The organism is Bacteroides sp. 43_46 (genome assembly GCF_001915455.1).
GTDB lineage: Bacteria > Bacteroidota > Bacteroidia > Bacteroidales > Bacteroidaceae > Bacteroides > Bacteroides caccae.
The window spans coordinates 36,971-46,207 of the sequence record NZ_MNQN01000118.1 but is presented as its reverse complement, the minus strand read 5'-3'; the positions used below and the strand labels follow the sequence as shown (position 1 = coordinate 46,207).

Sequence of the window (9,237 nt, the reverse complement as noted above, 5' to 3'; positions counted from 1 at the left end):
ATGTTGATAATAACCGACTTACGCATTCACCTACCACCTCCCCCTACGGGTACTCCTCCTTCCCGAAGGAGGAGAATGGAGAATACTATCGACTATCAACTATCAAATTATTATTTTCTTAATTAATTTTACCACCAAATTTGAAGAAGAACCTCATGGAATTAAAATTATTCCGACAAAGAAATACTTTTCGGGAACTAACTGAAAATATAGACGATAATTCCGGTAATTAGCACATAAGTTAATGCGTACGGAATAGCTGCTTTCAGGATTTCCCCCTCTTTACCCTGCTGGTTTCCGGCGGAAGTGGCAATAGCGATACTTTGCGGGGAGATAATCTTACCGCCCGTAGCCCCTACCGTATTTGCAGCGGAAAGCCAATCGGGGCTGACATGAATTTGTCCCGCTACACTTGCTTGCAGTTTGCCGAAAAGGATATTGGATGAGGTGTCGCTTCCGGTAATAAATGTTCCCAGGCAACCGATGACCGGTGCGAACAGCGGATATAAACTTCCGGTAGCAGTGGCGAGTGCCGTGGCAATAACGGCAATCATTCCCGAAGCGTCCATAATGGTGGATAATCCGACCAGGCAGATAACCGTGACGAAAGTTTTTTTCAACTGTTTCACCGTATTCCAAAGTACGGTGAACAAGTCCTTTACTTTTGCTCCCTGTATCAATCCGCCGATAAAAGTACCCACGAAAAGCAATACTCCCGCATGAGTCAGCCATGAAATAGTGTAATTTACGGTAGAAGCATTGATAAGCAGACTGATTTTCGTTATCCAGTTATTTTCCAATGTATGGCGCAATCCCGGGAATAGTGGGCTTGTAAGAATAATAAGGACGAGAATAAGCAGATAAATACTCCATGCATTCAGAATATCTTTCGTCTTCAACGAGCTTTTCCGTGCCTTTTCTTCTTTGGATGCAGTCAGTTTGCCATAAAGGACGATGACGATGATAGACAGGATGCTTCCGATGATAGCCGGAGATTCCGCTCCCATATATCTGGCTGCGAGGTATTGGCTGATTAAAGAAACACTGCCTACCAATAAAGCCAAGAACAGATTCTTGGGGAGTGATTTCAGTTTGGGGTCGGTAAGGAAAAGCAATACAAACGGAATAAGGAACATGAGGACTGATAATTGCAATACGACATTGGTACTAAGGTTCAGAACATCCAGATTCGTCTCCTTTGCCAGTACGAGCACCGGCGTTCCGATAGCTCCGAAAGCAGTAGCCACACTATTCGCTATCAAGCTGACCGTAGCCGAGAATATCGGCTTGAACCCCAGGCTGATAAGAATCGCTGCCGGAATAGCAACTGCCGTTCCGAATCCCGCCATCGCTTCCAGCAATCCGCCGAATCCCCAAGTCAATAACAATACCTGAATACTCTTATCGGTGGAAATGGAAGCGAACTGTTGCTTTATAGTCTCCATTTTTTCTGTTTTCAGCAATACGTTGTAGCTGAAAATAGCCATTAGTATAATGATTAAAATAGGGGAGACAGCTTTTAACGCTCCGTATAGAAAGGAATAAAACAGATTGTCCACAGAAAAGGTGAAGCCGAAAAGTGCAATCAGCATGGTTACCACTAAGGAAATGATACTACTTTTGTCGCCCGGCATTTTGAAGAATGCCATTAATATGATTAATAATAGTACCGGAATGATAGCAAGAATCAAGGTCATAATAGTCTGGTTTTAAAAAGTAAGACGTTCATTTGTTATGAGTATAACAAACAAACGTCTCACTTGGGTCGATGCGGCAAATAGATTTTTCTATTTATTTCATCTTCACATTTAATATTTGCTGTAACTGTTTCAGGTTCGCCTGAGCTGCTTCGTTACCTAATTTGGCAGCTTGTTCGAATGCGGCCATAGCACGTTGGATATCTCCGCTCAGGAAATTGTAAACTCCGGTATTGTTCATAAATTCGGCAGTTGTGTGGTCTGCTTTTTCCATATATTTCACGGCTGTATTCAAGTCTTTCTGTGATAAGGCGACGGCGGCGGCATTCAGGTTGGCTACCTGGTCGGTAGGATACATACGTACTGCGATATCGAATACATTCACGAAATCTTTGCTACCTTTCGGATAACTGTTGGCTACCTGATACATTTCATTCAGGCTCAAATACTTCGGATTCTCACGAATGATGATGCGTCCCTGTTCTACGTCGAAATTGACGACGGTATAGTTGATCTTACAATTCACCTTACGCAATCCCGGATAGATTTCCTTGAGCATACTACGATAGGGAGCTCCACCGCCCACACGCATGATTTCCTGTTTCCGTTTGGCGTCATCAGTTGTATTCTTGATAATATTCAGGAAAGTTTCCTTGTCTTTCATGGACGAGGACTTTAAAGCTTTCACCAGTCCGTCCCAGTTTTCGCCGCCGAAAGTCACTTTATAAAGTTTGGAAGAAACTTTCTCATTCTTGACCAGATAATCTTTCAAGGCTTCCGCACGTTTCTTGGAAAGCTGTTCATTGAAGGCCAGCGGTCCTTCGGGAGAGGCGAAACCTTCGATTCCGATTCCTTTTATAGTCAAGTTCTTATCATTCTGAATCTTGTCGAACATGGAATGAATATTCACCAGTTCGGTATGATTATTCATAAAGTCGGTAAGGATAACTGATTTGTTGACCGGAAAATCCAGATGAGCTTCATATTGTTCGCTACGGTTTTTCACAACTTCTACCGTAGGCTGGATATAGGCGACGAAAGGAGACATGGCACTTAACCGTTTGGCTTCGGTAGATACGTCGTTGGTGATTAATTCTTGCGCGTTCATCTCCTGATAATTGCCACAGCCGCATAAATTCTCTACGAGCTGTAAGGAGGCGTTGCTCATCCAAGGCTTATATGGAATGATCTGTGTATAATTAAAAGTCTCCCGTTTGTTATAAGGGACGATAAGAGCAGTCGGTTCCTGTTTGGTAATGGCTAGTCCGCGGATATAGGCCTTTTCGCGTCTTTTACCGTTGACGATAATTTCTTGCAGGGGGACGTTGTGCTGTCCGTCTGTCAATAAAGGAATCAGGCTGAGGCTTCGGGTGGAGCCTATTGTCAGTTTGCTCATGTCAAAAGTCATTCCGACATAGAGCGAGTTGCCTTGTTGCCATAACGATACATTGGAGAGAGTGAGTTCATCATTCAGAAATTTCTGTGCATGTGCCGGCAATATTGCGGCGGCAAAGGCTATAAATAGATAGATAAGTTTTCTTTTCATCTTTGTAAGTTTTTGGAAGGTTCGATTATTTGATGATATAAATGAAGCTTAAACCGACTTTGGTTGGACCGAAGCAATTGCGGTTGTTATGTCCCAGCTTCTCTCCTCCGTCGCCACGGGCGTATTTATCATATTTCAGGTGGGCATATCCGACGCCTATGGTGGCCTCCATGCTCCAACGTTTGCTTATTATCCATTGATAACCATAAGAGATACCCGCTCCGTATACATTCCCGTCGTAACGGTCGTGCCCCATTCCGAAGATATTCAGGTTGCTGACATTCATTTCTCCGTAATGTCCGTGCAGACCGAAGAAACTTCCGTTGAAACGTTCGCAAAGCCAGTAACGCAGTTCCGGCTGAACAAGCCAATGTTTAATCTGGCGGTCATCTCCGAATTTCCACGGGTTGTAATTACCCGATATGTCGAGGGTGAGTTTCTTTGCCAGTCCCACTTCGAAGCCGAGGTTGGGCGTGGAGGTTGCCCAATAGAGGGCATTGGTCTTGACAGCGAATTTAGGTAGATAGGCTTCGTTCCGTTGTACTTGCGCATAAATGCTTGTACCGGACATGAGCAGGAAACCGGCTGCTAGTAAAAATTTAATTGTTCTCATTTTGTTAGGGTCTAGATTTTATTAAAAATGATACGCGATAAACAGTAAAGAACGGGTGTTTGTTGTCTCCGTCTGCAAAAAAAATGATGCCTTGAAGAATAAATAAAGATGTTTAAAGGCATAAATGCTAACATTTTCGGGATGTCGTGCGTTCATTATATAAAATACCTTTGTGTAATCAATATGACAATGATTCTATATTATTACTGCTTATTTTTACACACATACAATTTTAAATTAAATAGAGCCTATGAAAGAGCTTATCAAGAACCTGGAAGAACTGAACAGGAAAGCAGAAAAAGGCGGCGGCGACGCACGCATTGAAAAACAACATTCCGTGGGCAAACTCACCGCCCGCGAACGTATCGAATTACTTTTGGAAAAAGGTTCGTTTATCGAACTGGACAAGTTGGTTACTCACCGTTGTACCGATTTCGGTATGGAGAAGCAGAAGTTTGCAGGAGACGGAGTTGTCACCGGTTATGGCATGATCGGCAAGCGCCTGGTTTATGTCTTTGCACAGGATTTTACCGTGTTCGGAGGAGCTCTTTCAGAAACACATGCCAAGAAAATCTGCAAGGTGATGGATATGGCGATGCAAATGGGGGCACCTATCATCGGACTGAATGATTCGGGAGGTGCGCGTATTCAGGAAGGTGTCCGTTCTCTGGCAGGATATGCCGAAATATTCCTGCGCAACTCTATGGCGTCGGGAGTGATTCCGCAGATAAGTGCGATTATGGGACCTTGTGCCGGGGGAGCTGTTTATTCACCTGCACTGACTGACTTTATTCTCATGGTAAAAAATTCCGGCTATATGTTTATTACCGGCCCTGATGTCGTGAAAAGTGTGACACAGGAGGAGGTGAGCAAGGAAGATCTGGGTGGAGTAGGCGTGCACATGACCAAATCCGGCGTGGCTCATCTTTCCGCAGAAAATGATATTGAATGTATCAACTATATCCGCGAACTGATTTCTTATCTGCCGGGAAATAATATGGAGGAACCTCCGTTTGTAGCAACGAGCGATTCGCCCACTCGCCTGACTCCGGAACTTTCTAACTTGGTTCCTACGAATCCGAACCAACCTTATGATATCAAGGAAATGATTGAGGCCGTGGCTGACGATAACAGTTTCTTCGAACTTCAGGCGGAATTTGCGGCGAATATTGTTACCGGTTATATCCGTCTGAACGGAAAGACGGTGGGAGTCGTTGCTAACCAGCCGTTGGTACTGGCAGGGACTTTGGATATTAATGCATCTGTCAAGGCTGCCCGTTTCGTCCGTTTCTGCGACGCTTTCAATATACCTTTGCTGACATTGGTGGATGTGCCGGGATTCCTTCCGGGAGTAGATCAGGAATACGGCGGTATTATTCGTAACGGGGCGAAGTTGCTGTATGCTTATTGTGAGGCTACCGTTCCGAAAGTTACGGTTATCACCCGTAAGGCATACGGGGGAGCTTATGACGTCATGAGTTCCAAACATATCCGTGGTGATGTGAACCTGGCTTATCCCACTGCCGAGATTGCAGTAATGGGACCGGACGGAGCAGTAAACATCCTTTTCAAGAAAGAAATAGAAAAGTCGCAGGCTCCCGCAGAGAAGCGGAAAGAACTTCAGGACGACTATCGGGAAAAGTTCGCGAATCCATACCGTGCGGCAGAACTGGGATATGTAGATGAAGTGATTGATCCGGCAATGACCCGTTTACGCCTGATTCGCAGCTTCGAGATGCTTGCCAACAAGCGGCAGTCCAATCCACCCCGGAAGCATTCGAATATTCCGCTTTAAGAAGTGGAGAGTTGAGAATGGAGAGAGTATTCATTAAAAAGAAAAAGATTATGATAAAGAAAATATTAGTAGCTAATCGTGGTGAAATAGCCATGCGCATCTTTCGTACGTGCCGGGTGATGAATATTTCAACGGTAGCTGTATATACCCATGTAGATCGGGGAGCTTTGCACGTCCGTTATGCCGAAGAAGCCTATTGTATCTCCGAATCACCCGAAGATACTTCCTATCTGAAGCCGGAACTTATATTGTCCATTGCCAAAAAGACCGGAGCCGCCATTCATCCGGGATACGGATTCTTGTCGGAAAATGCGGATTTTGCTCGTCGTTGCGAAGAAGAAGGAGTGATTTTTATTGGTCCGGGTGCCGACATTATAGCTAAAATGGGAATCAAGACGGAAGCCCGTAAAATTATGCGTGAAGCAGGACTTCCTATTGTGCCCGGAACAGAAGCGCCTGTGCAGGGAATCGAGGAAGTGAAAAAGGTGGCTAAGGAAGTCGGTTATCCTATCATGCTGAAAGCACTTGCCGGAGGTGGAGGGAAGGGGATGCGTCTGGTACGTTCCGAAGAGGAAGTGGAGGCGGCTCTCCGTCTGTCTCAATCTGAAGCCGGGACTTCGTTTGGTAATGACGCTGTCTATATCGAAAAATATATAGAAAACCCGCATCATATTGAGGTACAGATTATGGGGGATAAATATGGTAATGTCGTTCATCTGGGAGAGCGTGAATGTTCTATCCAACGACGGAATCAGAAGGTGATTGAGGAATCTCCGTCTCCCTTTGTAAAGGAAGATACTCGGAAGAAAATGCTGAAGGTTGCTGTGGAAGCCTGTAAGAGAATCGGTTATTATAGTGCCGGAACCCTGGAATTTATGATGGATAAGGATCAGAATTTCTACTTCCTTGAAATGAATACCCGTTTGCAGGTGGAACATCCGGTGACGGAAGAATGCACCGGTGTCGATCTGGTACGTGATATGATAACCGTGGCTGCGGGCAATCCTCTGCCTTATAAACAGGATGATATAAAGTTTAGCGGAGCTGCTATTGAATGCCGTATTTATGCGGAGGATCCGGAAAATAACTTTATGCCTTCTCCCGGCGTGATTACGGTTCGTGAGGCTCCCGAAGGACGTAACTTGCGTCTGGATAGTGCGGCTTATGCCGGATTTGAAGTTTCGCTGCATTATGATCCGATGATTGCAAAACTCTGTTGCTGGGGACGTACCCGCGAATCGGCTATTTCGAATATGGCGCGTGCGTTGCGCGAATATAAGATTTTGGGTATCAAGACGACGATTCCTTTCCATCAGCGTGTATTGAAGAATGCGGCATTTCTGGAAGGAAAGTATGATACTACTTTTATTGATACACGCTTCGATAAGGAAGATTTGAAACGCCGGCAGAATACTGATCCGACGGTGGCCGTCATAGCTGCCGCAGTAAGGCATTACGAACGGGAGAAGGAGGCCGCCTCGCGTGCAACGACGCTTCCGGTAGTGGGAGAGTCGCTCTGGAAATATTACGGTAAGTTGCAAATGACAGCCAATAATTATTAAACTAAAAACTAAAGAAATAGCTTATGGGTACAACACTGGCTACATATTATGCCAAACTTCAGGATATGCCGGATAGTGAATATAAGGTGGAAATTCTGGAAGATGGGCCAATCAAGAAGATTGCAGTCAATGGCAAGGTATATGAGGTCGATTACAATATGGGGGGTGACTCTATCCATTCAATCATCATCGACCATCATTCACATGGAGTACAGATTTCTCCTTCTTCCAATAATTCATATACTATAATGAATAAGGGGGAGTTTTATCAGATTGAGTTGCAGGGAGAAATGGAAAAGATACACAATGCCCGTAGCGGGGCGGAAGCTGTGGGACGTCAGGTGGTTCAGGCTCCTATGCCGGGAGTGATCCTGAAAACATACGTAAAGAAGGGTGATAGCGTGAAACGCGGCGATCCGCTCTGTGTGTTGGTAGCCATGAAAATGGAAAATGAGATTCGTGCGGTGACCGACGGCGTTGTGAAAGAAGTGTTCATAGAAGATAATATGAAGGTTGGGTTGAATGACCGCATCATGGTAATCGAATAAGTGGTCTGTAGAAACAAAAGACTAGCCTGCTAAATAGTGAGGCTAGTCTTTTGAAGTCATAAGTCTTTTATTTCCGGAATCAATATAAACTTCGTGTTCGGAAAATACTTCTTCAACCAGTTTTGAATGAAGTTCATCGTATCATTCTGAATCGTTTTATCTTTTGGGGTGGGATACATATTGTAAAGTACCGTATCCAGTACAATATCACGCTTTTGTATGGCCTCAAGGCTTAAAAGGGTGTGATTGATGCTTCCCAATTTCCCGGAAGTAACAAAAATAAGAGGATAATTCTCTTGGGCAATGTAGTCTATTGTCAGAAGTTCCGTAGTTAATGGAACCATTAAACCGCCTGCGCCTTCGAGTAGGACATAATCATATCGTTCACTCAATTCTTCCGTAGCACGTTTGATTTTACCGAAGTCAATGGGACGGTTAGCCAGTTGGGAAGCGAGGTGTGGAGAGGCAGGATAGGAGAATATTTCCGGCATAGTGAGTCCTTCCTTGTCTTCTTCTGTAAAGGGGATTCCCATAATATGACGATGCAAGTCAATATCCTCGGAATGACCGACGTTTCCTGTCTGGATGAATTTTTGAGTGATGGTACGTTGTCCGTTCTTGTTCCATTCACGAGCTAGAAATCCGGTGGCGTAGCTTTTACCGGCATCGGTGTCGATGCCGCTTACGAAATATACATTCTGTTTCATACTTTTTTCTTTTTTGCGATAATATAAATGGGGTGGTAAGTCAGGGATACTGAAGTGTCCTGAGTAAATTCTTGTGTGTAACGTTCACTGAATAACTGCAAGTCACGGCGTGTCCGCAGTTGTTGGGAAGATGTGCCGGTTACTCCTGTTACTCCTGTCTGCTTCAAATGATAAAGTACTTTTATGGGATTATCAAACGAAAGAGAAATAAGTTCTTCTTCCGAATGGAGTATGTCAAAGTGAGTTGACAGGGCTGTTACAAGTTCTTCCCGTGAACGATAAGGGAGTCCGCTTCCTGTTAGCTCTCGTATCTCTTTCATATTCTCTTTCCCGAAAGTGCTGAAAGCGAAATAGCCTTGTTTATTGAGCAAAGCATTGCATCTTTTGAAAAAGTTTTCGGGAGATTCGAACCATTGCAACGCGGAACAGGAAGTTATCAATGTGCTTCCAGTAGGGAAAGGAACGATTTCTGCATCTCCCGGAAGAAAGGATACTTGCTCTTTTCTTAGTATATCCTCACAGCAGTATTTCATCTCCGGGCAAAGGTCGTTCAGAAATAATTCTTCCGGTCGTAGAGCCTGGAGCAGCATACGGGAATAAATGCCCGTACCGCATCCGAACTCAATTACTTTAGAACAGGGGAAGGATATATGTTTTGTAAGCAGGTGAATCATTTTATCTGCAATCTGCCGCTGTACGTTTGCTTCCTGCGGATAGGTAGCAATGGCTTTAGAGAAACGTTTTGAAATTAGTTGTTTATCCATAAATC

At 44.4% G+C, this 9,237-nt stretch carries 8 protein-coding genes; 3 read left to right on the top strand and 5 right to left on the bottom strand.

Going from position 1 to position 9,237, the window contains the following annotated elements; genetic code table 11:
- Window positions 1-197: 197 nt before the first annotated feature.
- The 3 genes from BHV72_RS13105 to BHV72_RS13095 form a co-directional block, all read right to left on the bottom strand.
- Window positions 198-1,697, bottom strand: a complete 1,500-nt coding sequence (locus tag BHV72_RS13105) for an L-lactate permease (RefSeq protein WP_286856133.1) — start codon at window positions 1,695-1,697, stop codon at window positions 198-200.
- Between the two features lie 94 nt (window positions 1,698-1,791).
- Window positions 1,792-3,243 (bottom strand): DUF3868 domain-containing protein, encoded by a 1,452-nt coding sequence (locus BHV72_RS13100; protein ID WP_286856132.1) that lies wholly within the window; start codon window positions 3,241-3,243, stop codon window positions 1,792-1,794.
- Between the two features lie 25 nt (window positions 3,244-3,268).
- A complete protein-coding gene (locus tag BHV72_RS13095) occupies window positions 3,269-3,856 on the bottom strand; it encodes a DUF3575 domain-containing protein (protein ID WP_286856131.1) in 588 nt (195 codons plus the stop codon).
- 250 nt (window positions 3,857-4,106) lie between these two features.
- On the opposite strand from BHV72_RS13095, the gene BHV72_RS13090 reads away from it, so the two are divergent.
- The 3 genes from BHV72_RS13090 to BHV72_RS13080 are packed head-to-tail and all read left to right on the top strand — an operon-like array spanning window position 4,107 to window position 7,761.
- Entirely contained in the window at window positions 4,107-5,651 is a 1,545-nt protein-coding gene (locus BHV72_RS13090; RefSeq protein WP_005678001.1) for an acyl-CoA carboxylase subunit beta, read from the top strand.
- A gap of 50 nt (window positions 5,652-5,701) precedes the next feature.
- Window positions 5,702-7,213: an acetyl-CoA carboxylase biotin carboxylase subunit gene (accC, locus tag BHV72_RS13085; RefSeq protein WP_005678003.1), complete on the top strand. Its 1,512-nt coding sequence runs from the start codon at window positions 5,702-5,704 to the stop codon at window positions 7,211-7,213.
- A 23-nt stretch (window positions 7,214-7,236) separates the two neighbouring features.
- Window positions 7,237-7,761, top strand: a complete 525-nt coding sequence (locus BHV72_RS13080; protein WP_005681434.1) for a biotin/lipoyl-containing protein — start codon at window positions 7,237-7,239, stop codon at window positions 7,759-7,761.
- A 56-nt stretch (window positions 7,762-7,817) separates the two neighbouring features.
- Here the strand turns inward: BHV72_RS13080 and bioD are convergent, their stop codons facing one another.
- Together bioD and bioC are read right to left on the bottom strand one after the other, a co-directional pair.
- Window positions 7,818-8,468: a dethiobiotin synthase gene (bioD, locus tag BHV72_RS13075; protein ID WP_122350544.1), complete on the bottom strand. Its 651-nt coding sequence runs from the start codon at window positions 8,466-8,468 to the stop codon at window positions 7,818-7,820.
- Window positions 8,465-9,232 carry a malonyl-ACP O-methyltransferase BioC gene (bioC, locus tag BHV72_RS13070; RefSeq protein ID WP_286856130.1) on the bottom strand — a complete coding sequence of 256 codons (768 nt, stop codon included), beginning with the start codon at window positions 9,230-9,232 and terminating at the stop codon, window positions 8,465-8,467. The genes bioD and bioC overlap by 4 nt, the downstream gene beginning before the upstream one ends.
- Window positions 9,233-9,237 lie beyond the last annotated feature (5 nt).

Bases quoted from the DNA above. Each gene is read 5' to 3' on its own strand.
- BHV72_RS13105 (WP_286856133.1), bottom strand. From the start codon at position 1,697: ATGACCTTGATTCTTGCTATCATTCCGGTACTATTATTAATCATATTA.
- BHV72_RS13100 (WP_286856132.1), bottom strand. From the start codon at position 3,243: ATGAAAAGAAAACTTATCTATCTATTTATAGCCTTTGCCGCCGCAATA.
- BHV72_RS13095 (WP_286856131.1), bottom strand. From the start codon at position 3,856: ATGAGAACAATTAAATTTTTACTAGCAGCCGGTTTCCTGCTCATGTCC.
- BHV72_RS13090 (WP_005678001.1), top strand. From the start codon at position 4,107: ATGAAAGAGCTTATCAAGAACCTGGAAGAACTGAACAGGAAAGCAGAA.
- accC (WP_005678003.1), top strand. From the start codon at position 5,702: ATGATAAAGAAAATATTAGTAGCTAATCGTGGTGAAATAGCCATGCGC.
- BHV72_RS13080 (WP_005681434.1), top strand. From the start codon at position 7,237: ATGGGTACAACACTGGCTACATATTATGCCAAACTTCAGGATATGCCG.
- bioD (WP_122350544.1), bottom strand. From the start codon at position 8,468: ATGAAACAGAATGTATATTTCGTAAGCGGCATCGACACCGATGCCGGT.
- bioC (WP_286856130.1), bottom strand. From the start codon at position 9,232: ATGGATAAACAACTAATTTCAAAACGTTTCTCTAAAGCCATTGCTACC.